Here is a 25631-nt window from a genome sequence, read left to right on the forward strand (position 1 = left end):
CGGGCCGCTGGCGCGTCGGCTCAGGCCAAGGCGGTGGCCAGTGCGTTTGAGGCGGCGCGGGCGGCGACGGTGCATCCGATGCTGGTGGCGGCCAACCGTAATGCGTTTGTGCAGTTGGTGTTGTCGAATCTGTTTGGGCAGAATGCGCCGGCGATCGCGGCCGCTGAGGCGATGTATGAACAGATGTGGGCCGCCGATGTGGCCGCGATGGTGGGCTATCACGGCGGGGCATCGGCGGCCGCGGCGCAGCTGTCGTCGTGGTCAATTGGTCTGCAGCAGGCGTTGCCAGCTGCGCCATCGGCGCTGGCCGCCGCGATCGGCCTCGGCAACATCGGCGTCGGGAACCTGGGCGGCGGGAACACCGGTGACTACAATCTGGGCAGCGGAAATTCCGGCAACGCCAACGTAGGTAGCGGAAACTCCGGCAACGCCAATGTGGGCAGCGGAAATGACGGTGCCACGAATTTGGGCAGCGGAAATATCGGCAACACCAATCTCGGCAGCGGAAACGTTGGCAATGTCAATCTGGGCAGCGGAAACCGAGGCTTTGGAAACCTCGGCAACGGAAACTTTGGCAGTGGGAACCTGGGCAGTGGAAACACCGGAAGTACCAACTTCGGCGGCGGAAATCTCGGTTCCTTCAACTTGGGCAGTGGAAACATCGGCTCCTCCAACATCGGTTTCGGAAACAACGGCGACAATAACCTCGGCCTCGGGAACAATGGCAACAACAACATCGGTTTTGGGCTCACCGGCGACAACTTGGTGGGCATTGGCGCGCTGAACTCGGGCATCGGGAATCTAGGTTTCGGGAACTCGGGTAACAACAACATCGGTTTCTTCAACTCTGGCAACAACAACGTGGGCTTCTTCAATTCGGGCAACAACAACTTCGGCTTTGGAAACGCGGGCGACATCAACACGGGCTTCGGAAACGCCGGCGACACCAACACGGGCTTCGGAAACGCCGGCTTCTTCAATATGGGCATCGGGAACGCGGGCAACGAAGACATGGGCGTCGGGAACGGCGGTTCCTTTAACGTGGGCGTTGGCAATGCGGGCAACCAAAGTGTGGGCTTTGGCAACGCGGGCACCCTAAACGTGGGCTTCGCAAACGCGGGCAGTATCAATACGGGATTCGCGAACTCGGGCAGCATCAATACGGGCGGTTTCGACTCGGGCGACCGGAACACCGGGTTTGGAAGCTCGGTCGACCAATCCGTTTCGAGCTCGGGCTTCGGCAACACCGGCATGAATTCCTCAGGCTTCTTTAACACGGGCAATGTTTCGGCTGGCTATGGGAACAACGGTGACGTTCAGTCGGGCATCAATAACACCAACTCCGGCGGCTTCAACGTCGGCTTCTATAACTCGGGTGCCGGCACCGTGGGCATCGCAAACTCTGGCCTGCAGACCACAGGCATTGCGAACTCGGGCACCCTCAACACGGGTGTGGCGAACACGGGTGACCACAGCTCGGGGGGCTTCAATCAGGGCAGTGACCAGTCGGGCTTCTTCGGTCAGCCCTAACGGATTCAGCGCAGCAACTGGGCGGCCTGGTCGGCCAGGTCGAGCACCGGCTGCGGGGCGATCCCCAGCACCACGGTGACTACCGTGCATACCGCAATGGCGGCCTTGCTCAGCACGCCGGGTGCCGCCACGTGTGGTGTGTCACCGGATTCTTCGGTGAAGAACATGCTCACGATCACCCGCACGTAGAAGTAGGCGGCGACGCCGCTGGAGATCACGCCGACGATTACCAGCGGCACCGCGCCGGCGGAAGCGGCGGCCCTAAACACCGCGAACTTGCTGACGAATCCACTGGTCAACGGGATGCCGGCGAAGGCCAGCAGAAACATCGACAGCATCACGCCCACGATAGGTGAACGCTGTCCCAGCCCGGCCCAGTGGGACAGGTCGGCATCCTCTGAACCTGCTGAGCCGTCGGCGCCTCGGACCAGACCCACGATGGCAAACGCACCCATCGTGCTGAAGCTGTAGGCGACCAGATAGAACAACGTCGCGGAAAGACCCGCCGGATTATCGGCGATCACGCCGGTAAGTATGAAACCGACGTGCGCGACCGATGAATAGGCCAGCATACGCTTGACGTTGGTCTGGTTTACCGCGGTGACGGTGCCCACCGTCATGGTGAGGATGGCAATCGCCCACAGCACCGGGCGCCACTGATCGTGCAGCGGCGGCAGCGCGACATAGACCACCCGGAGCAGCGCACCGAACGCCGCGACCTTGGTGGCGGCCGCCATGAACCCGGTGATCGGGGTGGGTGCGCCCTGGTACACATCGGGAATCCAGGAGTGGAATGGCACCGCGCCGACCTTGAATAGTAGGCCGACCGCGAGCAGCGCGACGCCGGCCAACGCCATTGAGTCGTCGGTGCGCGCTGCCAACGCATCCCGAATACCCGGCAAGGTCAGCGTGCCGGTCGCGCCGTATAGCAACGCGACGCCGTAGAGGAAGAACGCCGACGAGAAGGCGCCCAGCAGGAAGTACTTCATCGCGGCTTCCTGCGACAGCAGGCGGCGATTCCGGGCCAGCCCACACATCAGGTACAGCGGCAGCGATAGCACCTCCAGCGCAACGAACATCGTCAACAGGTCGTTGGACGCGGGAAACACCATCATGCCGCCGACGGACAGCATCGCCAGCGGGAAAAGTTCCGTCTGGGTGGCTCCCGCCCGTTCCGCTTGGCGCTCAGCATCGCTGCCGGGCACGGCGGAAGCCTGCGGGGTAAACGAATCGAGTCCAGGGAGCCGCGCCACAGCGAGGGTGTTCTGGCGTTGCGGACTCACCCGGGCGCTGCGTTCGGCCATGAAGACGACTGCCATGATCGTGACCAGTAGTACGGTGCCTTGCAGAAACAGGGTCGCTCGATCCACGGCTATGGCCCCCAGCACCGCGGCGTGACCCGACCCGTGAATCGACCTGGCCACCACGATGACCGCGATGAGTGCCACTGCCGACCCGCCAAGGGCGAGCGTCACTTGGGCGCCATAGCGCCACCGGCGCGGCAGGAAAGCCTCGGCCAGCACACCGGCGACCGCAACCGAAAAGACGATGAGCATCGGAGCGAGCAGGAAGTACTCGACGTGCGGGGCGGGCAGGATCATGGGTGCGGTCCTTCGGCTGTCCGGGAGGCGCCCACGGCCGGAACCGGGTGTGCCACGCTGGGCGCGGGATCATGCTGGCCGATGGTGGTCATGGTGTTCTCGACCGCCGGATTGATGATGTCGAGCACAGGTTTGGGGTAGACCCCAAGCACGAGTAACAGCGCGATCAACGGTGCCACCACGATCATCTCGCGGCCCACCAGATCCCCTATGCGTTCGTTGCCTTCGGCTACCGGACCGGTCATCACCCGCTGGTAGAGCCACAGCATGTAAACGGCCGAGAGGACCAGTGCGGTAACGCCGAACGCCGCCGCCAGCCAGTAGCGGCTGAAAGTGCCCAGCAGAACCAGGAATTCGCTGATAAACGGGGCTAGGCCGGGCAGCGATACGGTGGCCATGGCCGAGACCATGAACGTGCCGGCCAGGATGGGCGCCACCTTCTGGACACCGCCGTAGTCGGCGATCGATCGGCTGCCGCGCCGCGCTATCAAGAAACCGGCGATCAGGAACACCGCCGCCGTGGACAGGCCGTGGTTGAGCATGTACAGCGTCGACCCGCTCTGGCCCTGGGTGGTCATGACGAAGATGCCTGCGATGATGAACCCGAAGTGCGAGATCGAGGTGTAGGCGATCAGCCGCATCATGTCGGTTTGGCCGATCGCCACGATCGCGCCGTAGATCACCCCGATGATGGCCAGCGTCACGATCAGCGGACGGAAATACGTTGACGGGTCAGGAAACAGCTGCAGGCAGTAGCGCAGCATGCCGAAGGTGCCGACCTTGTCCATCACCGCCATCATCAGCACCGCGGTCGCTGGGGTGGACTCGACGGCGGCGTCCGGCAGCCAGCGATGGAACGGCCACAGCGGAGCCTTGATCGCGAACGCGAACATGAAGCCCAAGAACAGCGCCTTGAACACCGCCGGGTCCGCTCCGTAGCGGCCCGCCGCCACGCCGGCCACGATCTCACGGAAGTCGAAGGTGCCCGAATCGTACTGTGCGGTCACCACATACAGCCCGATCACCGCCGCCAGCATGATCAACCCGCCAAACAGGTTGTACAGCAAGAACTTCACCGCGGCACGCGAGCGTCCGGCCCCCTGGCCGAAGCCGCCGATGAGGAAGTACATCGGGATCAGCATGGCCTCGAAGAACACGTAGAACAGCAGCACGTCCAGCGCGATCACCGACATCAGCACCATCGACTCGATGGCCAGCGTCAATGCCACGTAGGCGTGCACGCCTCGGGTGCGTTCGCCACCTGACGATCGCAAGCGCGGCGGAGCCGGGCGCTGGGGGTACCTCCCGCTTGCGGGGGACAGGTCGTCAGCATCGGTTGCGTCGTTCCAGCCGGCCACCAGCAGCAACGGAATCAGCACTGTGGTCAACAACACCAGCACCACTGCGATGCCGTCCACACCAAGGGTATAGCCGGCGCCGAACGCCGGTATCCAGGAATGCTTTTCGACGAACTGATACGGCTCGGCGCTGGGCTTGAATTCGGCCGCGACGACGATCGACACCGCCAACGTCAGGACGCTGACAACCATACCGGCCCACTTGGCGAGTCGGCGCCGACCGGGTGGTAGCAGGATGATCAGCACCGCACCTGCCAGCGGCACCAGCCAGAGCACGCTCAGCCACGGCACGTTATTCACCACAGCTGCACCACCAGCAGCGCCGCCGCCACTAACACCGCTCCTACCAGCATCGATAACGCGTAGTTACGGGCGAAGCCGGTTTGCATTTGCCGCAGGCGATTCGAAGTCTGGCTCACGAGCGTCGCCAGCGCGTTAACCGAGCCGTCCACACCCGCGTCGTCCACCGCGACCACCGCGTTGGTCAATTGCGCACCAGGGCGCATGAACACCTCCTCGTTGAAGGCATCGCCGTACAGGTCCGCACGTGCGGCCGCGGTCAGCGCCGACACCCGAACCGGGGCAACCCTCGGGATCGGCGCGGTGCCGTACATCCGGTAGGCCACCGCGATACCGACGGCGACCACACCGAGCGCCAGGGTGGTGGCGACCCAGGTCGGCAGCGCATGGGTGGCCTCTTCATGAGATCCGACAACTGGCTGCAGCCAATGCCGCAACGTGCCACCCACCGCGAGCAGGCCACCGGAGAACACCGAGCCGACGGCGAGCAAGATCATCGGCCAGGTCATCACGGCCGGTGCCTCGTGCGGATGGGCGCCTGGCGTCCAACGCTTTTCGCCGAAGAAGGTCATCAGCATCACTCGCGTCATGTAGAACGCGGTGACGCCCGCACCCAGCAGCGCGGCACCGCCCAGCAGCGAGCCCCGGATGCCGCCGGCGCCCAATGCGGCCTCGATGATCGCATCCTTGGAGAAGAAGCCCGCGAACGGCGGTACCCCGATAATCGCCAGATACGCCAGGCCGAAGGTTGCGAACGTGACCGGCAGGGCGGCGCGCAGACCACCGTAACGGCGCATGTCCTGCTCTTCGTGCATCGCGTGAATCACCGCGCCGGACCCAAGGAATAGGCCGGCCTTGAAGAAACCGTGAGTGAGCAGATGCATGATCGCAAACGCGTAGCCGGCCGGACCCAGGCCCGCGGCCAGCACCATGTAGCCGATCTGGCTAATGGTCGAGGCTGCCAGCGCACGTTTGATGTCGTCCTTGGCGCAGCCGATGATCGCCCCAAACAGCAGCGTCACCGCGCCGACGATGACGACCGCCAGTTGGGCGGTGGGCGCCAGGTTGTACAGCGGGCCCGACCGCACAATCAAATACACTCCGGCGGTCACCATGGTGGCGGCGTGGATCAGCGCGGACACCGGGGTGGGGCCCTCCATCGCGTCGCCAAGCCAGGCTTGCAGCGGAACCTGCGCGGACTTGGCGCACGCCCCCAACAGCATCAACAACCCGATCGCGGTCAGCACTGCGCGACTTGCGGCGGGTACGCCGGCGAACACGCCGGCATACGACAGGGTGCCGAAAGTGCTAAACGTCAAGAACATACCCACCGCTAGGCCGGCGTCCCCAACCCGGTTCATCACGAATGCCTTTTTGGCCGCGGTGGCCGCCGACGGCTTGTGGTACCAGAAACCGATCAACAGATACGACGCCAGGCCCACACCCTCCCAGCCGACGTACAGCAACACATAGTTGTCGGCGACCACCAGCAGCAGCATCGAGGCCAGAAACAGGTTGAGATAGCCGAAAAACCTGCGCCGGTCCGGGTCCTCGGCCATGTAGCCGACCGAATAGATGTGAATCAGCGATCCGACCCCGGAGATCAGCAGCACGAAGCACATGGACAACTGATCGATCTGCAGCCCGAAGTCGACTTGGAGTCCGCCGGCGGGTATCCAGGTGAACACCTGCTGATGGATCGCGCGCTCGAGCCCATCGCGACCGAGCATGTCGGCCAGCAGCATCGCGCCCACCCCGAATGCCGCCAGCGCTGCGGCACAGCCCAGCAGGTGGCCCCACGCATCGGTGCGTCTGCCGCCGAACAGCAAGATTGCGGCACCCGCCAGTGGCAGTGCCACCAGCAGCCAGGTGTAGTGAGTCCCCAAGGAAGTTGTCACGGTGGCGTCGTCAGCCTTTGAGTAGATTCGCGTCGTCGACCGACGCCGATTTGCGGGTACGGAAAATCGTCATGATGATGGCCAGGCCGACGACCACTTCGCAGGCGGCCACCACCATGGTGAAGAACGCGATCATCTGGGCGTCGAGATGGCCATGCATGCGCGCGAAGGTGACGAACGCCAGGTTAACGGCATTGAGCATGAGCTCGACGCACATGAACATCACGATCGCGTTGCGTCGCAGCAGCACACCGGAGGCTCCGATGGTGAATAGCAGCACCGAAAGATAAAGGTAGTTGGCCGGATTCATGATGCACCGCCTTCTAAAGAGCCGGAGACGGCTCCGGGCGAGGGTGTTTGCAGGCCGTCGGCCCCGCGGGTGCGCAGCATCCGGGGGACCGACAATTCGGAATAGGAACCGTCGGGGAGCAGGGCGGCAACGTCGACCGCGTTGTGGCGCGCGTAGACACCCGGGTTGGGCAGCGGGGTGGGGTGCCCGCCGGGACGGAAGCGTTCCTGGGAGAGTTCGCGCTGGGTCTTGCGGCGCTCGAAACGCTCCCGGTGCGCTAGCACCATCGCCCCGACGGCGGCGGTAATCAACAGCGCACTGGTCAACTCGAACGCCCACAGGTAACGGGAAAAAATCAGCGCGGCCAAGCCTTCGACGTTGCCGTTGGCGTTGGCGACGGTTAGTCCGGCAAAACCTCGGGTCGCCACCTGGCCGATGGTGCTGATCAGGAGAACGCCGAACCCGACACCGGTCAGCACCGCGGCGACCCGCTGCCCGCGCAGCGTCTCCTTCAGTGATTCCGCGGAGTCCACACCGATCAGCATCAGCACGAACAGGAACAGCATCATCACCGCGCCGGTGTAGACAACCACCTGGACGACACCCAAAAACAGCGCGTCCTGGGCCATGTAGAACACCGCCAGGATGATCATGGTCATCGCCAGAAACATCGCTGAGTACACGGCGTTGACGGCCAGCACAACCCCGACCGCGCCCAGCAGCGCCAACGCACTGAGCACCCAGAACATCACCGCTTCCCCGGTGGAGGTGCGGACGATGACATCTGAAGCCAGCACCGCGGTCATCGGGAATCTCCGGTGGTCTGGCTCTCACGCACGCCCCGCAAGCCCTCGGCGGTCACATTGCCTAGGTAGTAGTCCTTATCGGTGGCACCGGGCGTCCGCGGATGCGGCGGCGCGGCCATCTCGGGCAGCAGCGGGGCCAGCAGCCGGTCCTTCTCGTAGATCAGGTCGGCGCGGTTGTCGTCGGCCAGTTCGTAATCATAGGTCATCGTCAGCGCCCGCGTCGGGCACGCCTCGATGCACAAACCGCAACCGATGCAACGCAAATAGTTAATCTGGTACACCCGGCCGTAGCGTTCGCCCGGCGAAAACCGCTCCTCTTCGGTATTGTCCGCGCCCTCGACATAGATTGCGTCGGCCGGGCAGGCCCAGGCGCACAACTCGCAGCCGATGCATTTCTCCAGGCCGTCCGGATACCGGTTGAGCTGATGACGGCCGTGGTAGCGCGCTGCTACCGGACCGGGCCTTTCCGGATACTCCTCGGTGACCGTCTTTTTGAACATCGAACCAAGCGTTACCCCGAATCCGGCTACGGCGTCCAGTAACTTAGTCCGGCGACGACGCGGGCCGGAGTCAGCCCGAGATGGGGGTACCGCCCGCTTGTGGGGGAGAGCCGGACGATCAGTGTTAGCCACCTGCATTCTCCTTGGTTGCACCGGCTAGCAGCGGTGGTGTCGGAAATGCCGGTTCAGGGCTGGTGCCTTCGTCCCCGCGTTGCCGTGCCGATGCGCGAGCGCCGGGAGCGCTCAACGGCTTTCGCAACAACAGCACCATGGCAGCGGCAACGACAATGCTGCTAAACACCAGAGTCGGGGTCCAGTACTGGTAGCCCTGGTTGCGTAGTGAGCGGATGATCGCGGCGACCATCACCCACACCAGCGAGACGGGGATCAATAACTTCCAGCCCAGCGCCATGAACTGGTCGTAGCGCAGCCGCGGCAGCGTAGCCCGCAGCCAGAAATAGATGAACAGAAAGCCCCACACTTTAGCGGTGAACCAGATCAGTGGCCACCAGCCGGTGTTGGCGCTCGCCCACATGTTCAGCGGCCAGGGAGCATGCCAGCCACCGAAGAATAGGGTCGCGGCCAGTGCCGAAACCGTAGTCATATTGACGTACTCGGCGAGCATGAACATCGCGAACTTCAACGACGAGTACTCGGTGTGGAATCCCGCGACCAGCTCGCCCTCGGCTTCGGGCAAATCGAACGGCGCCCGGTTGGTTTCACCCACCATAGAAATGAGATAGATGACGAATGACGGCAACAACAGGAAGGCATACCAGACACCGTCTTGTGCGGCCACGATCTGCGACGTCGACATGGTGCCGGCCATAAGGAACACCGTCGCGAACGACAGGCCCATCGCGACCTCGTAGGAGATGACCTGCGCGGTGGAGCGCACCCCGCCCAGCAGCGGGTAGGTGGACCCGGACGCCCAACCGCCCAGCACGATGCCGTATACCCCGATCGCCGACAGTCCCAGGATGAACAGCACGGCGACGGGAAGGTCGGTTATCTGCAACGGTGTCCGGTGGCCAAACACCGACACCTCGGGACCAAACGGGATGAACGCGAAAGCGGTGAATGCCGGAATCACCGAAATGATCGGCGCCACAAAATATACGAATCGATCGATGCCACCGGGTGTGATGCTCTCTTTGAGCGCCAGCTTGATGCCGTCAGCCAGGCTCTGCAGGGCTCCTTTTGGGCCAACCCGGTTGGGGCCGGGCCGCAACTGCATCCGGCCCAGCAGCTTGCGTTCGGCCAGGATCGCCACCAGCACCGTCAGCATGAGGAACACGAATACCGCGATCGCTTTGGCCGCCACCAGCCACCAGGTGTCGTGGCCGAACGTGGTCATGGCCGCCACTCCTTGCGCGAGGGTCCGCACTGGTACATCAAAATCGGTGTGTCGGCGTACTGGGGGCACCTCCCGCTTGCGGGGGAACACGCGCGCTCGCGGCAAGGGGAGACGCTCATGAGCCCGCTCCGATTTTCACGATGCTGCCGATTGTCACCCTCAGCTGTCGGTGCACCGTCGAGCCCGCCGAGTTCAGCGGAAGCCACACGACGCGGTCGGGCATGTCGGTGACACTGCACGGCAAGGTGATTGAGCCGCGTGACGTGCTGACCGTGACCGCCTCGCCATCGGCGGCGCCGATCTCGGCTGCCGTATCCGGCGACAGCCGTACCACGGGTGTGCGCGCGGTACCGGCCAGATATGGTTCGCCGTCCTGCAGGCGGCCCTCGTCGAGGAGCATCCGCCACCCGGTCAAGATCGCCTCACCAGCTTCGGGTTGGGTCGGCCCGGTGGCCGCGATGTGGGGACCGGCAGCGTGTTTGCCGTCCCAGATACCGAGCGCGGCCAGCTCCTCGCGGGCCGCCTCCACGGTGGGCACGCCCAGATGGACACCCATGTCGTCGGCCAACGCGTCCAGCACCCGGTGATCCGACTGGCCAGCTTGCAGTGTGCTGCCGCGCAGCGCGGGTTCGAATGTACGGTAGCGACCCTCCCAGTTGACGAACGCGCCGGCTTTCTGGGTCGTCGGCGCGACCGGGAACACCACGTCGGCGCGTTCGGTGACCGCACTGTGTCGCAGCTCCAGGCTGACCACGAAACCGGTGGCGTCCAACGCGGCCAGCACGGCGTCCGGGTCGGCGAAGTCCGCGGGTTCGATACCCCCGACCAGCAGCGCAGCCAACGTCTCGTCGGCAGCGGCGGCCAGGATGCCGTCGGCGTCCCGTCCAGCCGCGGCAGGCAATTCGGCGATATGCCACGCCGCACACACCTGCGCGCGGGCGACCTCGTCGGCCAGCGGGCGGCCACCGGGTAACAGCGTGGGCAACGCTCCGGCTTCCAGCGCTCCGCGTTCCCCCGCCCGCCGCGGCACCCACGCCAAACGGGCGCCGGTCGTATCGGCCAGCCGAGCGGCCGCCGACAATCCGCCCGGTACCGTGGCCAAGCGCTCCCCGACCATGATGACCGCGCCCGGGGTGGCCAGCAGGTCGCCCACTGCACCGGTGGCCAGATCGTCCAGCGCCGCGGGTTCGCCACCAGGAACGGTTTTGATCAGCCGGCCCGACATTTTGTGCAGGCCACCAGTGGCAAAGGGGGCGATCGTGTACACCGGGACGCGGTGTCTGCGAGCGGCCTTGCGTAACCGCAGAAACACGATCGGCGACTCGTCTTCGGGCTCGAATCCCACCAGCAGCACCACCGGAGCCGATTCCAAATCGGCATAGCTGACCGCCATATGCCGCCCGGCGATGCGGGCCGCCAGGAAGTCGGCCTCCTCGGCCGAGTGCGGCCGGGCGCGGAAGTCGATGTCGTTGGTGCCCAACGTGATCCGCGCGAACTTGGCGTACGCGTAGGCGTCCTCCCAGGTCACTCGGCCGCCGACCAGCACCCCGGTGCGGCCCCGCGCTGCCGCCAGTCCCTGGGCGGCCACCGCCATTGCGTGCGACCACGAGGTGGGCACCAGCGCGCCCTTGGGGTCCCCACCGTCGCGGATCAGGGGAGTGGTGATCACGTCCGGCTGGGTCGCGTACGTGAAGGCCCACCGGCCCTTGTCGCAGTTCCACTCCTCGTTGACTTCCGGGTCGTCACCGGCCAGCCGCCGCAGCACCTTGCCGCGGCGATGGTCGGTGCGTTGCGCGCAGCCCGACGCGCAGTGCTCGCAGACGCTGGGGCTGGAGACCAAATCGAACGGACGCGCGCGGAACCGGTAGGCGGTCCCCGTTAGCGCCCCCACCGGGCAGATCTGCACCGTGTTGCCGGAGAAGTACGACTCGAACGGTTCATCGGCGTAGATACCGACCTGCTGCAGGGCGCCGCGCTCCTGCATATCGATGAACGGATCGCCGGCGATCTGGTCGGAGAACCGGGTGCAGCGGGCGCACAGGATGCAACGTTCGCGGTCCAGCAGCACCTGCGCGGAGATGTTGATCGGTTTGGCGAAGGTACGTTTGGCCTCGGTGAAGCGAGAATCCGTGCGGCCGTTAGACATTGCCTGGTTTTGCAGCGGGCATTCACCGCCCTTGTCGCACATCGGGCAATCCAGCGGATGGTTGATCAGCAGCAGTTCCATCACACCGTGCTGGGCCTTGTCGGCAATCTCGGAGGTGAGTTGGGTGCGCACCACCATGTCGTCGGTGGCCACGGTGGTGCACGACGCCAGCGGCTTGCGTTGCCCTTCGACCTCGACCAGGCATTGCCGGCAGGCGCCGACGGGCTCCAGCAGCGGGTGGTCGCAGAATCGCGGGATCTGGATTCCCATCAGTTCGGCGGCGCGAATCACCAACGTGCCCTTGGGGACGCTGATTTCGACGCCGTCGATGGTCAGTGTCACCATCTCCGGTTGGCCTACCCGGATGTCAGTGTCGGCCGCCTGGGTCACGCGTCCACTCCGTTCGCGACGAGCATGGAGTCTCGGGGGTCGAATGGGCAACCGCCTCCTTCGACGTGGGCCAGGTACTCGTCGCGGAAGTGCTTGATCGACGACATCACCGGACTCGCGGCACCGTCGCCCAACGCGCAGAACGACTTTCCCAAGATGGAATCGGAAATGTCCAACAGTTTGTCAATGTCTTCATGGCTACCCCGGCCGGTTTCCAGCCGCTCGTAGATCTTATCCAGCCAGAAGGTGCCCTCCCGGCACGGCGTGCATTTCCCACACGATTCGTGCTTGTAGAACTCGGTCCAGCGGCGCACCGCGCGCACCACGCAGGTGGTCTCGTCGAAGATCTCCAGCGCCTTGGTCCCCAGCATCGAGCCGGCCGCACCCACACCCTCGTAGTCCAGCGGCACATCCAGATGCTCGTCGGTGAGCAGCGGGGTCGACGAGCCGCCCGGTGTCCAGAACTTCAGCCGGTGCCCGGCGCGCACCCCGCCTGCGTAGTCGAGCAACTCGCGCAGCGTAATGCCCAGCGGCGCCTCGTACTGGCCGGGGCGGGTGACGTGGCCGGACAGCGAATACAGGGTGAAGCCAGGCGATTTCTCGCTGCCCATCGACCGGAACCAGTCGATGCCGCCCAGGATGATCGATGGGACACTGGCGATCGTTTCGACGTTGTTGATCACGGTCGGGCAGCCATACAGACCGGCCACCGCGGGGAAGGGGGGCCGCAGCCGCGGCTGGCCGCGCCGGCCTTCCAGCGAGTCGAGCAGGGCGGTCTCCTCGCCGCAGATGTAGGCGCCCGCGCCGGCGTGTACCACCAGCTCCAGATCGAATCCGGAACCTCCGATGTTGCGGCCTAGGAAGCCGGCGGCATAGGCCTCGGCCACCGCGTTGTGCAGCCGGCGCAATACCGGCACCACCTCACCGCGTACGTAGACGAACGCGTGATGGGCGCGGATCGCGTAGGCGGCGATGATGACGCCTTCGATGAGCACATGTGGCGTCGCCAGCATCAACGGAATGTCTTTGCACGTACCGGGTTCGGACTCGTCGGCGTTGACCACCAGGTAGTGCGGCTTGGCCGCGGCGCCGGTGTCGCCCTGCGGGATGAACGACCACTTGGTCCCGGTGGCAAAGCCCGCGCCGCCGCGTCCGCGTAACCCGGAATCCTTGACGATGCTGATCACGTCGTCGGGCGGCATCGTCAGGGCTTTCTGCAACGCCTGATAGCCCCGATAGCGATCGTGGCGTTGATAAGTGGCCAGGGTCCACGACTCCAGGTCGTCCCAGTGGCGGCTGATCACCGGGGTCAACGGGGTGGCCTGCGTGGTCATTCGTCCGCTCCGGGGGTTGGTGGCGCCTGCATGTCGTTCTTCCTTGCCACCTGCAGCCCGGCCAGGGTGGGCGCGCCGGGACCGCCCTGGCCTTCGTCGGGACGCTGGTCGGGTAGACCCGCCAGGATGCGCGATGTTTGCCGGAAGCCGCACAGCGGCGCGCCGCGGGTGGGCGCCTTCGGTGTGTCGGAGCGCAGCGAGTCGACGAGTTCGCGCGCGGACTCCGGCGTCTGGTTGTCGAAGAATTCCCAGTTGACCATCACCACCGGTGCGTAATCGCAGGCGGCGTTGCATTCGATGTGTTGCAAGGTGACCACACCGTCGGAGGTGGTTTCGTCGTGGCCGACGCCGAGATGCTCTTTGAGGCGGTCGAAGATGGCGTCGCCGCCCATGACGGCGCACAGCGTGTTCGTGCACACACCCACCAGGTACTCGCCGGTGGGGCGCCGGCGGTACATGGTGTAGAAGCTGGCCACCGCCGACACCTCGGCCCCGGTCAGCCCGAGTTGATCGGCGCAGAACCGCAAACCCGCCGGCGTCAGGTAGGAATCCTCGCCCTGCACCAGGTGCAGCAACGGCAACAGCGCCGAGCGCCTGTCGGGATAGCGGCCGATGATCTCCTTGGCGTCGACCTCCAGCCGCGCCAGTACGTCCGGCGGATACGACCGCGGAGCGCCCTCGACGACAAACTGGTTGGGTTCGTCCGGTGGCGGTCCGAGCCGGATGAACACCGGCTGACCGGGTGGCTGTGTCACCGGTCCACCCCGCCCATGACCGGGTCAATGCTGGCGACCGCCGCGATCAAATCGGCGACCATCCCGCCTTCGCACATCGCGGCGACGGACTGCAGGTTGGTGAAGGAGGGATCCCGGTAGTGCACCCGGTAGGGGCGGGTGCCACCGTCGCTGACCATGTGTACGCCGAGCTCACCACGGGGGGACTCCACCGCGACGTAGACCTGGCCCGCCGGCACCCGGATGCCCTCGGTGACCAGTTTGAAGTGGTGGATCAGCGCTTCCATCGAGGAGCCCATGATTTTGGCGATGTGCTTGGGTGAGTTGCCCAGGCCGTCGGGCCCCACCTGCAGGTCGGCCGGCCAGGCGAGCTTGCGATCGGAGATCATGGTCGGGCCGGGTCGTAACTTGTCCAGACACTGCTCCACGATCTTCATCGACTCCCACATCTCTTTGACGCGAATCATGTAGCGCCCGTAGGCATCACAGCTGTCGTCGGTGATCACATCGAATTCATAGTGCTGGTATCCGCAGTAGGGCTCGCTTTTCCGCAGGTCGTGGGGCAACCCAGTGGAACGCAGTATCGGGCCGGTGATGCCCAGTGCCATGCATCCGGTCAGATCCAGGTATCCGACGCCCTGGGTGCGGGCCTTCCAGATGGCGTTTTCGTTGAGCAGCTCGCCCATTTCGCGCAGTGGTTGGCGCAACTGCTTGAGTGCTTCCGCGATTTCGGTGGCCGCGTTGGGCGGTAAGTCCTGCGCCACGCCGCCGGGTCGGATGTAGGCGCTGTTCATCCGCAAACCGGTGATCTTTTCGAACAGCGTGAGCACGATCTCGCGTGCCCGGAAGCCGACGAACATCGGAGTCATGGCGCCCAATTCCATGCCCCCGGTCGCCAATGCGACCAAATGCGACGAGATCCGGTTGAGCTCCATCATCAGCACGCGGATGACGTTGACCCGCTCGGGTATCTCATCGGTGATGCCGAGCAGCTTCTCCACGCCGAGGCAGTAGGCGGTTTCGTTGAAAAACGGTGACAGGTAATCCATTCGGGTCACGAAGGTGACGCCCTGGGTCCAGTACCGGTATTCGAGGTTCTTCTCGATTCCGGTGTGCAGGTAGCCGATTCCGCACCGGGCTTCGACGACTGTTTCGCCCTCGATCTCCAGGATTAACCGCAACACCCCGTGGGTAGACGGGTGCTGGGGCCCCATGTTGACGACGATGCGTTCACCGGGATCCGCGCTGCGCGCGGCGTCCACGACCTGCTGCCAGTCCTGCCCGCCAGCGACCAGGACGGTCTCGCCGGCGCCGCCAGCCGAGTCGGCGATTGCCGTCATCAGTTGTAGCCCCTCCGCTCGTCGGGCGGGGGTATCTGCGCGCCCTTGTATTCGACCGGGATGCCGCCGAGAGGGTAGTCCTTGCGTTGCGGATGCCCCTGCCAGTCATCGGGCATCTCGATCCGGGTCAGGGCCGGATGGCCGTCGAAGATGATCCCGAAGAAGTCGTAGGTTTCCCGCTCGTGCCAGTCGTTGGTCGGATAGATCGCGAACAGGGAAGGGATGTGCGGATCACTGTCCGGCGCAGACACTTCCAACCGGAGGCGACGGTTGTGGGTGATCGACTGCAGCGGGTAGACGGCATGCAGCTCCCGACCCGTCTCGTGCGGGTAGTGCACCCCGCTCACCCCAAGACACAGCTCGAATCGCAATTCGGGTTCGTCGCGCAGCCGCTGGGCGACCCGCGGCAGTAGATCCCGGCGGACATGCAGGGTCAGTTCATCGCGGTAGACCACGACTTTCTCGACGGCGTCCTCGAATTCGACGCGCTCGTGCCGCAGTGCCTCGGCCAGCCGGTCGACGATATCGTCGAAGTAGCCGCCGTAGGGCCGGGGGCTGCTGCCAGGGAGGACGACTTGGCGCACCAACCGTCCGTAACCGGAGGTGTCACCGGTGCCCGAGACGCCGAACATGCCGCGGCGAACGTCGACCACCTCCGCGGTGGGGGAGTCCGGGCGGCCTTCCTGGGCGTCTTGGTTCGGCGGGCTCATCGCAGCAGTCCGCGCATCTCGATGGTGGGCCGGGCCAACAACGCCGCCTCTTCGGCCTCGGCGATAGCGCGTTCCCGGTTGATACCTAATGGCATCTGCTGAATCTTTTCGTGCAGCTTCAGGATTGCGTGCAGCAGCATCTCCGGGCGCGGCGGGCAGCCGGGTAGGTAGATGTCGACCGGAACAACATGATCCACGCCCTGCACGATCGCATAGTTGTTGAACATCCCACCTGACGAGGCGCACACACCCATGGCCAGAACCCATTTCGGCTCCGCCATCTGGTCATAGATCTGGCGCAGTACCGGCGCCATCTTCTGGCTGACCCGGCCCGCCACGATCATCAGATCTGCCTGCCGCGGCGTGGCCGAGAACCGTTCCATCCCGAACCGCGCAATGTCAAACCTTGGTCCCGCGGTCGCCATCATCTCGATCGCACAGCACGCCAATCCGAATGTTGCCGGCCACAGGGAGTTTTTGCGGACATAGCCCGCCACCTTCTCGACGGTCGACAGCAGGATCCCGCCGGGCAGCTGTTCTTCCAGTCCCACGCCCTACCTCAATCCCACGTCAGGCCCCCGCGGCGCCACACATACGCGTAGGCCACGAACACCGTGAGCATGAATATCGCCATCTCGACCAGCGCGAACGTGCCCAGCGAGTCGTAGCTGACCGCCCACGGGTAGAGGAACACAATTTCGATGTCGAAGACGATGAACAACATCGCGGTCAGGTAGTACTTGATGGGGAACCGCTGCCCGCTCGCCGCGCCGGGGCCAATGGAGGTTCTGGCTCCAGTGCTAGCGGGCTCGATCCCGCATTCGTAGGCGGCCTGCTTTGACCGGTTGAACCGCGACGGGCCGACCAGGCTCGCGATCACCACCGACACCACGGCGAAGGCGGCGGCCAGCGCCGCCAGTACCAGGATGGGTATGTAGACGTTCAACTCGCTCCATGATCCGTCGTACGGGGCCGCCAGCGCGGCGGCCGGGCGGTGACCGGGCTGCCGTGACGAACCGGGGCTTCGGGCCGTCACAGTGACCTTCAACATAGTCGCGCAACGGCCACCCCACATTCCCGGGGTCAGGCTGGTGCATACCTGTGCGAGTCGAAGCAGAACCCGTGGCTGGGTCCGGCGTCGGTCGCTGCGAAGCAAAACTGGGGATTGCGCGTCCCGGCGAATTGTATGAATGTTGGTCTAACCCCCTGATAAGCGCAGCATTTGTTGTTAATCTCGGCATTTGCCGGTTAATCGTTGGCCGTATTGAGGTCGGCGTGGCATCGAGCAGCGAAGCGGAAGGACGGGAGCTGTGAGTTTCGTCGTGCTGCCGCCGGAGATCAATTCCTTGCGAATGTTCATCGGTGCAGGCACTGCGCCGATGCTGGCGGCGGCGGCAGCCTGGGACGGGCTTGCCGAAGAGTTGGGGACCGCGGCGCAATCATTTGCGTCGGTCACGGCCGGGCTGGCGGGTCAGGCGTGGCAGGGTCCGGCAGCCTTGGCGATGGCGGCAGCGGCGGCTCCCTACGCGGGGTGGTTGACCGCGGCAGCGGCTCAGTCGGCCGGGGCGGCGGGACAGGCGCGCGCAGTGGCCAGCATCTTCGAGGCGGCGCAGGCGGCGACGGTGCTTCCGGCGGCGGTGGCCGCCAACCGCGACGCATTCGTGCAGCTGGTGATGACGAATTTGTTCGGGCAGAACGCGCCGTTGATTGCTGCCGCCGAGGGTGTGTACGAGGAGATGTGGGCCGCGGATGTGGCCGCCATGTCGGGGTACTACTCCGGGGCATCGGCGATTGCCGCGCAAGTGGTGCCGTGGGCGAGTTTGCTGCAGCGATTTCCGGGTTTGGGTGCCGGCGCCACCGGCGCTACTGGCGGTGAGAGCGTCGGCACCGGCGCTACTGGCGGCGAGAGCGTCGGCACCGGCGGCGGTGAGAGCGTCGGCACCGGAGGTGCAACCGCTAGCGGCGGGGGCGTCGGCTACGTCGGAGGCGGCGTGGCTAGCGCCGGGTTAGCGGCCGGTGATCCGGCCCATGGCAGTGTAGGCCAAGGGAATTTCGGCGGTGGCGATGTTGGCGCCGGAGACGTCGTCGCGTCGAGCGCTACCAGTGCCCATGCCGGCGTTGTGAGCCCCGGCTTCATCGGTGCCCCGCTCGCGCTCGCCGCTCTGGGTCAGATGGCACGTGGCGGCACTAACTCTGCCCCGGGAACTGCCACCGAGTCAGCTCGAGCGCCAGAGCCGGCGGCTTCCGCGCCACCGGAAGCCGTTGTGGAAGTTCCAGAACTTGAAGTTCCAGCAATGGGGGTGCTGCCAACTGTGGATCCGAAAGTTGCGGCCAAGGCCGCTCCGCTGTCGACAACGCGGGTAGGCCAATCCGCGGGTTCTGGAATTCCGGAATCGACACTACGCACCGCGCAAGGTCAGCAGGCTTCAGAGACTTCAGCGGCGGAGGAGACAGCGCCGTCGTTGCGGCCGGAAGCGGCAGCGGGCCAATTACGACCTCGGGTAAGACAGGACCCGAAGATTCAAATGCGGGGCGGCTGAACGTTCGCGCCGCGAATGCCGGCCGCGTCCGGTTAGTGGGCGGGTGCGCGCAACAGTGAGAGCACCGTGCGGCCCAGCACGATGGGGTCGACGGGATGCGGCACTGCGGCCTCGGCCCGCGACCAGCTGGCCAGCCAGGTGTCGTCCGGACGGCCGGTGAGCACCAGGATGGGCGGGCAACTGGCAAGTTCGTCTTTGAGCTGTTTGGCGATTCCCATGCCTCCGGTCGGTGTCGCCTCACCGTCGAGGATGGCCAAGTCGATGCCCCCCCGATCCATCTGGCGTATCACCATCGGACCGGTAGCCACTTCGACGTAGGTCAAATCGGGCAGATCCGGGTGCAACCGTTTGCCCAGGGCCCGCATCACCCGTTCGCGGGTCTGGACGTTGTCGCTGTAGACGAGGATCCGCAATGCGGTGCTGGAGTCGGGCACGGTGTCAGATGGTACTGGTGTCCATCGGACGCCTAGGGTGTAATCCCGCACGAGATTTCGGCGGTTGTGTACGTGACATATGGGCACAACAAGGCCAGAGTGAATATATGACCGAACAGGAAATGACCGAGCAGTGGTTAGAGGGCTGTGCGGTTCAGCGGATTATGTTCCGCGACGGTCTGGTGCTGAACTTCGACGATTACAACGAGCTGGTCATCTCGGTACCACTACAGCTGACTCTGCCGGCCATCGAAACCTCGCCCGCAGAAGTGGTCGCCATCGACCCAAACGACCCAGCCGACCACGAGCGTCCGCTCTTCGATTTCGCCGGGGCAACCTGCACAGCTTTCGTGGTATGACACCGGAGATCTCCATCTTGAGTTCTCCGACGGTCATCAGATCGACGTGCACCCCGATGATTGCGTCACCGCATGGGAACTGTATGGCAAATACCACGGATACGCCGCGTGCCTGGCGCCAGGCAAGCTGCGAGTTGTGCGGCATGACGTAGCCGACGCCAACGGCGACCAGTGAGGAAGCGGCAAATTGGCCAGAGCACGCCGGCGACGCGTCCCGGGAGGGGCGTTAGTCGCGCACGCGTAGTACGACCTTCCCCTTGGCGGTGCGATTCTCCAGCGATGCAATCGCCGCAGCGGCTTGGTCCAGTGGGTAGACCACTGGTTCGGGAGGAGGCAGCTTGCCCGAGCGTAGCAGCCGCTCGAGTTGTGACCACTGCTGGGCCAGCGCATCGGGGTGGGTCAGCGACCAGGCGCCCCAGCCTACCCCGACAACGTCAATGTTGTTGAGCAGAAGGCGGTTTACCTTCACGGTGGGAATCTCGCCGCCAGTGAAGCCGATGACCAACAGCCGTCCTCCCGCAGCAAGCGAGCGCAGCGAATCGGTGAACCGGTCGCCGCCGACCGGGTCTACGACGATGTCGACACCACGGCCGTTCGTCAGCTCCTGTACCGCGTCCTTGAACCCCTCGGCCAACACCACATCTGTCGCCCCGGCCACTGTCGCAAGCTCGGCCTTCTCCTGCGTGCTGACCACCGCGACGGTGCGAGACGCCCCGAGCGCCGGCGCTAGTCGCAACGTCGATGTGCCGATCGCGCCTGCCGCCCCGTGCACCAGCACCGTCTCACCGGCCTGCAGCCGGCCCCGGACCGCCAGCGCGAAGTACACCGTCAGGTCGTTGAACAGCACGCCCGCGCCCGCCTCGAAAGTCATGTTGTCCGGCAGCTTGAACACGCGCTCGGGCGACAATACCGCGACTTCGGCCATGCCGCCGGTGAGCATCGTGAGGCCGACAACCCTGTCTCCGGAACGCACTTGGCTGTTATCCGGCGCCGATCGAACCACTCCGGCGATCTCGGCGCCGAGCACGAATGGCGGCTCCGGGCGGTACTGGTAACGGCCACGGGTTAGCAGTGCGTCCGGGAAGGCCACGCCGGCAGCGTGCACCTCGATGACCACACCGGCGCTCGTGGGTTCCTCGACCTCGGCCACCTCGACCGCATCTGGTCCCTCCAGCCGAGTCACCCGTACCGCGCGCATGCCGACCAGCCTACTGGCGGGGGTGCAGACGGGCGCCAGCAGACGCAAAAGCCCCCGATTTCACTGAAATTCGGGGGCTTTGACGTCTGCTCGCCGAGGCTATTTGAGCTCGGACGACGACAGGCCCAACAGTCGGCGTGCGACCACCAGCTGCTGGATCTGCTGGGTGCCCTCGAAGATGTCCAGGATCTTGGAGTCGCGGGCCCACTTCTCCAGCAGTGATTGCTCGGAATACCCGGTAGTTCCTGCCAATTCGACGGTTTTGCAGGTGACGTCGCTGGCCATCCGGCCCGCCTTGGCCTTGCTCATCGAGGCTTCTTTGGAGTTGGGGATGTTGTTGTCGGCCTGCCAGGCTGCGCGCAGGGACAGTAGGTAGCTGGCCTCCCAGTCGGCCTCCATCCGCAGGAACTCGGCGGCCGCGGCGCTCTGGGTGTGTGAGGGCTTGTCGTAGGAGATCTCCACGCCGGCCCCGGTGAGGACACTACGGATTTCCTCCAGTGCGGCACGGCCGATCCCGACGGCCATGGCGGCCACAATCGGCCGGGTGTTGTCGAAGGTCTCCATCACCCCGGCAAAGCCCTTGCCGACCTCGATTTCCGGGTTCCCAAGTAGGTTGCCCTTGGGGATACGGGCGTTGTCGAACCGGATCACCGCAGTATCAGAACCCTTGATGCCGAGTTTGTGTTCAAGTCGTTCGACGGTCACGCCGGGATGCTCACGGGGCACGATGAACGACTTAATCGCCGGGCGGCCCAAGGATTTGTCCAGCGTGGCCCAGACCACGATGTGGGTGGCGCGGGAACCGGCGGTGACAAAGATCTTCTCGCCGTTGATCACGTACTCGTCGCCGTCGAGGGTGGCGGTCGTCGACACTGCCGCCGAGTCCGATCCGAATTCCGGTTCGGTGATGGCCATCGCTGCCCACACTTTGCCCAGCCGCTCCAGCTGCTCGTCGGTGGCTACCGCGGAGATGGCTGCGTTACCCAGCCCCTGATAGGGCAGCGACAGCATCATCGCGACGTCGCCCCAGCTGGCCTCCATCGTCTGTACCACGGCGGCCATGTTGGCACCGTTGTGGTTTTCGTCCTTGCCTTCGTCCTCGTCGCGAAGCGAATGGGCTCCGGCAAAGTTGAACGATTCGGCGGCGCCCTCGAACAAATTGATCAGGGTGTCGAGTTCGACCGGGTAGGCATGTTCCTTCAGGTCGTACTTGCGGGCTATCGGCCGCATCATCTCCGCAGCGCCCTGATGGGTCTTGACGATGATCGCCTGCAGCTTGCGCGGCAGTTCCAGATTTATTGCCATGATTGATCTTTCAGCTCGTTCTAGATGACAACAACGCCCTCGGCGACGCCGATGGCTCGCAGGTCGCGGTACCAGCGCTCAACCGGATGCTCCTTGGTGTAGCCGTGGCCGCCCAGCAGTTGCACCCCGTCCAGGCCGAGCTGCATGCCCTTGTCGGAGCCAAGCCGCTTGGCTAGCGCCGCTTCCCTTGCGAACGGCAGACCCTGCTCGGCACGGGACGCCCCGCGCCAGGTGATCAGGCGCAGGCCGTCGAGCTCGATCGCGATGTTGGCGCACATGAACGCCACCGCTTGGCGATGAGCGATCGGCTCGCCGAAAGCCTGGCGTTGTTTCACATACGGGACGACGTAGTCGAGCACGGCGTGAGAGGTACCGACCGCCAGCGCCGCCCAACCCAACCGGGCCAGCGCAAGCGCCTCGGAATAGTCGTTGTCGCTGGCTTCGTCCTCGCCCAGCCGGGCGTTAAGCGGGACCGACACCCCGCAGAGTTCGACCTGGCCCAACGCCGCGCCGCGAATCCCCATGCTCGGATCCGCCTTGACGGTCAGGCCGCTGGCCGCGGACTCGACAATGAACAGTGCGGGCTTGCCGCCCAGCTGCGCGCCGACAATAAACAGCTCGGCGTCGGCGGCGGCCGGGATCAACGACTTCACGCCGTCGAGCCGGTAACCGGACGGGGTGCGCACCGCGGTGGTCTTCAGCCGGGTGGGATCGAATAGTGGCTGCGGTTCGGTGATGGCCACGCAGGCCTGCGGAACGTTCTCGCCGGCGAACTCTTTGAGATAGGTGGCCTGCTGATCGGCGCTGCCCCAATGGGTGAGCGCGGACGCCACCCCGCCAGGCGCCAGGATCGGCAGTGCCAGGCCCATGTCGCCATACGCCAGTGCCTCAGCCACCAGCACGTTGGTGACGCTGGAGCGGTGTTCGGCGATACCGTCGAAGTCCTCGGGGATGTTGATCGCGGTAATGCCCAGCTCGGCGGCCTTGGCGGTCAAGTCGGACGGGTAGGTCGCGGCGTCGTCGGCGTCGTGCGCGGCGGGTCGCAGTACCTCTTCGGCGAATTCGTCGACGGTCTCGATGATCAGCTTCTGGTCGTCATCGGGCGTCAGATCGAAGTAGTCTCGGCCGCTGGACTTCAGCCGGGTCGGTCCGCCCCGCAGGCCTTGCACCCGCTGGAACTGACGGGTGGCGGCGCCGGCAGTGGCAAACATCGTCTTCACGCCGTAGCGCAGTGATCGGTTCAGCGGATCGCGCAGGCGGTATTTGTCCAGGAACTCCTGGCCGACAATCGGGGTTAGCAGCGCCAGTGCGACGTCGATGCCGGTCCGTTTGTGGGGCGCCAGGCCGACACCGGTCGTGCGGCCGCGTCTATCGGTGCGTGCGCCGGAGGGTTTTGCAGCATTTGCAGCAGAGGTGGTGTTGGTCATACGGCAGCCTCGGTCATCGGGGTGATAGCGGACCACCCTATCTTACTCCGGAGTAAGATAGGGGTGCTTGTTAAGTTGTTCACATCCGGGACAAGCTGGTCAGCAAGGGCAGCCGGCGCTGGCCCCAGTGTCCGGCCGGTCCGTCGTACACGCCAGGCATCTGATAGCCGCATGCTTGGCAGCGGCCGTCCTCGGTGAGGGCGTAATGTCGTATCGAATACCAGTCGCGAACGATCACCGTTGCCCGGCAGCCTGGGCACGAGGTGCTGCCACCCACGGCATCGTGAACGTTTCCGGTGTAGACGAAGCGCAGGCCTTCGCCAATGCCGATCTCGCGGGCTCGGGTCAATGTGGCGGTTGGTGTAGCCGGGGTGTCCATCATCTTGTAGTCGGGATGGAACGCGGTGAAATGCACCGGCACGTCGACGCCCAGGTTTTCGCGGATCCATCTGCATTCGGCAGCGACTTCCGCGTCGCTGTCGTTACGTCCGGGAATCAGCAGGGTGGTGATCTCCAACCACACATTCGTCTGGTGCCGCAGGTAGGCCAGGGTGTCCAGGACGTTGCGCAGGTGACTGACGCAAACCTTGCGATAAAAGTCTTCGGTGAATGCCTTTAGGTCGACGTTGGCGGCGTCGACACGCCGGTAGAATTCCGCGCGGGGCTCAGGACACATGTACCCGGCCGTCACCGCGACGGCTTTGATTCCCTGGTCGTGGCAGGCGTCGGCTACATCGGCGGCATACTCCCAGAAGATCGTTGGGTCGTTGTAGGTGAATGCCACGCTGCGGCAACCCAATTCGTGTGCGGTCCGGGCGATGTCGGCCGGGGCCGCCCGACTGGCCAGGACGTCGATCTCGCGGGACTTGGAGATATCCCAGTTCTGGCAGAACTTGCACGCCAGGTTGCACCCGGCGGTGCCGAAAGACAGCGTCGCCGAACCTGGCAAGAAGTGGTTGAGCGGCTTTTTCTCGATCGGATCGACACAGAATCCGCTAGAGCGTCCGTAGCTGGTGAGCTTCACTTGATCGTCAAATCGGCCGCGGACGAAACACAGGCCACGCTGTCCCTCGTGAAGTTTGCATGCGCGTGGACATACATCGCACTGGATCCGGCTGTCGTGCAGTCGGTGCCAGTGTTTGGTTGCGATGGTGAACGGGTCGCTCATGGCGCTCTCGAGCGCCAGGTTACCCGGCGTTGAGCCGTGTCAGCACCTCGTCGTGCAACAGACCGTTGGTTGCAACGGCGCTGCCCCCGTGTGGGCCGGCGACGCCGTCCAGGCTGGTGAGCCGCCCGCCCGCCTCACGCACCACGATGTCCAGTGCCGCCAGATCCCATACCGACACTTGCGGTTCGGCGGCAATATCGACGGCGCCCTCGGCCACCAGGCAGTAAGACAGAAAGTCGCCGTAAGCACGCACGCGCCACACGGTATCGGTCAACCCGATGAAGCGTTCACGTAGACCCAGCCGCGCCCACCCGGACAGACTGGAAAACGACAAGCTCGCCGAATGCAGCTCTGCCACAGAGGAAACCGACAGCCGGTGTGGACGCGCACCATCGACGGATGCGAACGCGCCCCGGCCGCGTGCCGCCCACCACCGCCGTTGCAGCGCCGGCGCACTCACCACACCGACCGACGGGACGCCATCTTCAAGCAGCGCGATCAAACTGGCCCACACCGGCACCCCGCGCACAAAGTTTTTGGTGCCGTCGATCGGGTCTACGATCCACTGCCGTCCGGTGAAGGTCGTTGATCCGCCGAACTCCTCGCCCAAGACGCCGTCGCCGGGCCGGTCGCGGCCCAGCGTCTGGCGCACGTCGGATTCGACCGCCCGATCGGCGTCGGTCACCGGCGTCAAATCCGGTTTGGTGTCGATGCGCAGATCGAGCGCCCCGAACCGGACCCGCGTCAATTCGTCCGCACGGTCGGCCAGAGCCAGCGCAAGCATTAGATCGTCGTGGCTCACTGGTGCACCATCCTTTCGCCGAGCGTGTACCCAGTGCGATTTTTCGCGTGCGTTCTTGCACTGAGTTCACGCTCGGCGTAATAACGGCTCATGCCAGCAGTCCTA

General features: G+C 64.9%; 22 protein-coding genes and 1 pseudogene. 3 read left to right on the plus strand and 20 right to left on the minus strand.

What is annotated here, in order from left to right:
* Nucleotides 1–1530 (plus strand): PPE domain-containing protein (locus tag ABQE93_RS26390; protein WP_052617284.1); only part of this gene is annotated, 1530 nt, incomplete at its 5' end.
* 5 nt (nucleotides 1531–1535) lie between these two features.
* Here ABQE93_RS26390 and nuoN read toward each other — a convergent pair.
* The 14 genes from nuoN to ABQE93_RS26460 form a co-directional block, all read right to left on the minus strand.
* A complete protein-coding gene (nuoN, locus tag ABQE93_RS26395; RefSeq protein ID WP_003900644.1) occupies nucleotides 1536–3131 on the minus strand; it encodes an NADH-quinone oxidoreductase subunit NuoN in 1596 nt (531 codons plus the stop codon).
* Complete coding sequence (locus ABQE93_RS26400; protein WP_003416460.1) at nucleotides 3128–4789, minus strand: NADH-quinone oxidoreductase subunit M; 1662 nt, start codon at nucleotides 4787–4789, stop codon at nucleotides 3128–3130. Before ABQE93_RS26400 ends, nuoN begins: the two co-directional genes overlap by 4 nt.
* Nucleotides 4786–6687, minus strand: coding sequence for an NADH-quinone oxidoreductase subunit L (gene nuoL / locus ABQE93_RS26405; RefSeq protein ID WP_003900642.1), 1902 nt, complete (start codon nucleotides 6685–6687; stop codon nucleotides 4786–4788). Before nuoL ends, ABQE93_RS26400 begins: the two co-directional genes overlap by 4 nt.
* Before the next feature lie 10 nt (nucleotides 6688–6697).
* Nucleotides 6698–6997 carry an NADH-quinone oxidoreductase subunit NuoK gene (nuoK, locus tag ABQE93_RS26410; protein ID WP_003416452.1) on the minus strand — a complete coding sequence of 100 codons (300 nt, stop codon included), beginning with the start codon at nucleotides 6995–6997 and terminating at the stop codon, nucleotides 6698–6700.
* On the minus strand, nucleotides 6994–7782 hold the full coding sequence (locus ABQE93_RS26415; RefSeq protein WP_003416449.1) for an NADH-quinone oxidoreductase subunit J: 789 nt from the start codon (nucleotides 7780–7782) through the stop codon (nucleotides 6994–6996). Before ABQE93_RS26415 ends, nuoK begins: the two co-directional genes overlap by 4 nt.
* Entirely contained in the window at nucleotides 7779–8414 is a 636-nt protein-coding gene (gene nuoI, locus ABQE93_RS26420) for an NADH-quinone oxidoreductase subunit NuoI (protein ID WP_003899938.1), read from the minus strand. The genes ABQE93_RS26415 and nuoI overlap by 4 nt, the downstream gene beginning before the upstream one ends.
* On the minus strand, nucleotides 8407–9639 hold the full coding sequence (gene nuoH, locus ABQE93_RS26425; RefSeq protein WP_003416445.1) for an NADH-quinone oxidoreductase subunit NuoH: 1233 nt from the start codon (nucleotides 9637–9639) through the stop codon (nucleotides 8407–8409). Before nuoH ends, nuoI begins: the two co-directional genes overlap by 8 nt.
* A 115-nt stretch (nucleotides 9640–9754) precedes the next feature.
* The gene (locus tag ABQE93_RS26430; RefSeq protein ID WP_003899937.1) at nucleotides 9755–12175 is read right to left on the minus strand and encodes an NADH-quinone oxidoreductase subunit G; all 2421 of its coding nucleotides are present in this window, start codon (nucleotides 12173–12175) and stop codon (nucleotides 9755–9757) included.
* On the minus strand, nucleotides 12172–13509 hold the full coding sequence (nuoF, locus tag ABQE93_RS26435; protein WP_016719640.1) for an NADH-quinone oxidoreductase subunit NuoF: 1338 nt from the start codon (nucleotides 13507–13509) through the stop codon (nucleotides 12172–12174). Before nuoF ends, ABQE93_RS26430 begins: the two co-directional genes overlap by 4 nt.
* Nucleotides 13506–14264: an NADH-quinone oxidoreductase subunit NuoE gene (gene nuoE / locus ABQE93_RS26440; protein WP_003416434.1), complete on the minus strand. Its 759-nt coding sequence runs from the start codon at nucleotides 14262–14264 to the stop codon at nucleotides 13506–13508. Before nuoE ends, nuoF begins: the two co-directional genes overlap by 4 nt.
* Nucleotides 14261–15583 carry an NADH dehydrogenase (quinone) subunit D gene (gene nuoD / locus ABQE93_RS26445; RefSeq protein WP_003416430.1) on the minus strand — a complete coding sequence of 441 codons (1323 nt, stop codon included), beginning with the start codon at nucleotides 15581–15583 and terminating at the stop codon, nucleotides 14261–14263. Before nuoD ends, nuoE begins: the two co-directional genes overlap by 4 nt.
* Complete coding sequence (locus tag ABQE93_RS26450) at nucleotides 15583–16293, minus strand: NADH-quinone oxidoreductase subunit C (protein WP_003416425.1); 711 nt, start codon at nucleotides 16291–16293, stop codon at nucleotides 15583–15585. Before ABQE93_RS26450 ends, nuoD begins: the two co-directional genes overlap by 1 nt.
* Entirely contained in the window at nucleotides 16290–16844 is a 555-nt protein-coding gene (locus tag ABQE93_RS26455) for a NuoB/complex I 20 kDa subunit family protein (RefSeq protein WP_003416420.1), read from the minus strand. The genes ABQE93_RS26450 and ABQE93_RS26455 overlap by 4 nt, the downstream gene beginning before the upstream one ends.
* Nucleotides 16845–16852: 8 nt before the next feature.
* Nucleotides 16853–17239 carry an NADH-quinone oxidoreductase subunit A gene (locus ABQE93_RS26460; protein ID WP_003416417.1) on the minus strand — a complete coding sequence of 129 codons (387 nt, stop codon included), beginning with the start codon at nucleotides 17237–17239 and terminating at the stop codon, nucleotides 16853–16855.
* A gap of 364 nt (nucleotides 17240–17603) precedes the next feature.
* Between ABQE93_RS26460 and ABQE93_RS26465 the strand changes: the two genes are divergently transcribed.
* Complete coding sequence (locus tag ABQE93_RS26465; protein WP_003901551.1) at nucleotides 17604–18833, plus strand: PPE family protein; 1230 nt, start codon at nucleotides 17604–17606, stop codon at nucleotides 18831–18833.
* Nucleotides 18834–18865: 32 nt separating this feature from the next.
* Here ABQE93_RS26465 and ABQE93_RS26470 read toward each other — a convergent pair whose 3' ends face one another.
* The gene (locus ABQE93_RS26470) at nucleotides 18866–19267 is read right to left on the minus strand and encodes an Rv3143 family two-component system response regulator (protein ID WP_003416410.1); all 402 of its coding nucleotides are present in this window, start codon (nucleotides 19265–19267) and stop codon (nucleotides 18866–18868) included.
* 107 nt (nucleotides 19268–19374) lie between these two features.
* Between ABQE93_RS26470 and ABQE93_RS26475 the strand changes: the two are divergent.
* Nucleotides 19375–19801, plus strand: a pseudogene (locus ABQE93_RS26475) (DUF6188 family protein).
* A gap of 51 nt (nucleotides 19802–19852) precedes the next feature.
* Here ABQE93_RS26475 and ABQE93_RS26480 read toward each other — a convergent pair.
* The 5 genes from ABQE93_RS26480 to hisN form a co-directional block, all read right to left on the minus strand.
* A complete protein-coding gene (locus ABQE93_RS26480; RefSeq protein WP_031683844.1) occupies nucleotides 19853–20824 on the minus strand; it encodes an NADPH:quinone oxidoreductase family protein in 972 nt (323 codons plus the stop codon).
* Between the two features lie 99 nt (nucleotides 20825–20923).
* On the minus strand, nucleotides 20924–22129 hold the full coding sequence (locus ABQE93_RS26485; protein ID WP_003899936.1) for an acyl-CoA dehydrogenase family protein: 1206 nt from the start codon (nucleotides 22127–22129) through the stop codon (nucleotides 20924–20926).
* A gap of 20 nt (nucleotides 22130–22149) precedes the next feature.
* A complete protein-coding gene (locus ABQE93_RS26490) occupies nucleotides 22150–23556 on the minus strand; it encodes an acyl-CoA dehydrogenase family protein (protein ID WP_016719639.1) in 1407 nt (468 codons plus the stop codon).
* Between the two features lie 79 nt (nucleotides 23557–23635).
* Nucleotides 23636–24724 (minus strand): AmmeMemoRadiSam system radical SAM enzyme, encoded by a 1089-nt coding sequence (amrS, locus tag ABQE93_RS26495; protein ID WP_003899934.1) that lies wholly within the window; start codon nucleotides 24722–24724, stop codon nucleotides 23636–23638.
* A gap of 19 nt (nucleotides 24725–24743) precedes the next feature.
* Complete coding sequence (hisN, locus tag ABQE93_RS26500; protein WP_003416388.1) at nucleotides 24744–25526, minus strand: histidinol-phosphatase; 783 nt, start codon at nucleotides 25524–25526, stop codon at nucleotides 24744–24746.
* Between the last annotated feature and the right edge of the window lie 105 nt (nucleotides 25527–25631).

The organism is Mycolicibacterium sp. XJ662 (assembly GCF_053484035.1).

Coding starts and splice junctions, on each gene's coding strand:
- nuoN (WP_003900644.1), bottom strand. CDS start 3,131: ATGATCCTGCCCGCCCCGCACGTCGAGTACTTCCTGCTCGCTCCGATG.
- nuoK (WP_003416452.1), bottom strand. CDS start 6,997: ATGAATCCGGCCAACTACCTTTATCTTTCGGTGCTGCTATTCACCATC.
- ABQE93_RS26415 (WP_003416449.1), bottom strand. CDS start 7,782: ATGACCGCGGTGCTGGCTTCAGATGTCATCGTCCGCACCTCCACCGGG.
- nuoH (WP_003416445.1), bottom strand. CDS start 9,639: ATGACCACGTTCGGCCACGACACCTGGTGGCTGGTGGCGGCCAAAGCG.
- nuoF (WP_016719640.1), bottom strand. CDS start 13,509: ATGACCACGCAGGCCACCCCGTTGACCCCGGTGATCAGCCGCCACTGG.
- nuoD (WP_003416430.1), bottom strand. CDS start 15,583: ATGACGGCAATCGCCGACTCGGCTGGCGGCGCCGGCGAGACCGTCCTG.
- ABQE93_RS26450 (WP_003416425.1), bottom strand. CDS start 16,293: ATGAGCCCGCCGAACCAAGACGCCCAGGAAGGCCGCCCGGACTCCCCC.
- ABQE93_RS26480 (WP_031683844.1), bottom strand. CDS start 20,824: ATGCGCGCGGTACGGGTGACTCGGCTGGAGGGACCAGATGCGGTCGAG.
- ABQE93_RS26485 (WP_003899936.1), bottom strand. CDS start 22,129: ATGGCAATAAATCTGGAACTGCCGCGCAAGCTGCAGGCGATCATCGTC.
- ABQE93_RS26490 (WP_016719639.1), bottom strand. CDS start 23,556: ATGACCAACACCACCTCTGCTGCAAATGCTGCAAAACCCTCCGGCGCA.
- amrS (WP_003899934.1), bottom strand. CDS start 24,724: ATGAGCGACCCGTTCACCATCGCAACCAAACACTGGCACCGACTGCAC.